Annotated in this window: 1 protein-coding gene and 1 pseudogene; both read left to right on the top strand. The window is 35.5% G+C overall.

What is annotated here, in order from left to right; translation table 11 throughout:
• Positions 1-84 (top strand): annotated as a pseudogene (locus HFC68_RS09285) (PTS sugar transporter subunit IIB); the annotation flags it as partial.
• A 79-nt stretch (positions 85-163) separates the two neighbouring features.
• Positions 164-324: PTS lactose/cellobiose transporter subunit IIA (locus HFC68_RS09280; protein ID WP_167399846.1), on the top strand; the 161-nt coding region annotated here is incomplete at its 3' end.

The raw sequence follows: 324 nt of genomic DNA, 5'->3' as shown, positions 1-324 counted from the left end.
GTAGAAGTAATTAACATGCAAGATTACGGCATGATGAATGGTGAAAAGGTATTGAAGGAAGCTCTAACATCAATGGGTGTTTAGGTTTAATTGGGCTTTGAATTAAAAGCGCTTTCGTTTTTTGAGGCGCTTTTTTATATAAATAAATTTAAGGAGCATAACAATGGGCGAACAAGAACAAAATCTAGAAGTGATCATGGGACTAATTATTAATGGTGGGAACGCAAAGAGCTCTGCATTTGAAGCTATCAACGCTGCTAAAGCAGGAGACTTTGAAAAAGCAGATGAAAAATTAAAAGAATCTGATGGTTTTTTGACTGAAGC

The organism is Pediococcus sp. EKM201D, assembly GCF_011800215.1.
Lineage (GTDB): Bacteria > Bacillota > Bacilli > Lactobacillales > Lactobacillaceae > Pediococcus > Pediococcus pentosaceus.
The sequence above is the reverse complement of the archived record's forward strand: the minus strand, read 5'-3'. Positions and strand labels throughout refer to the sequence as shown.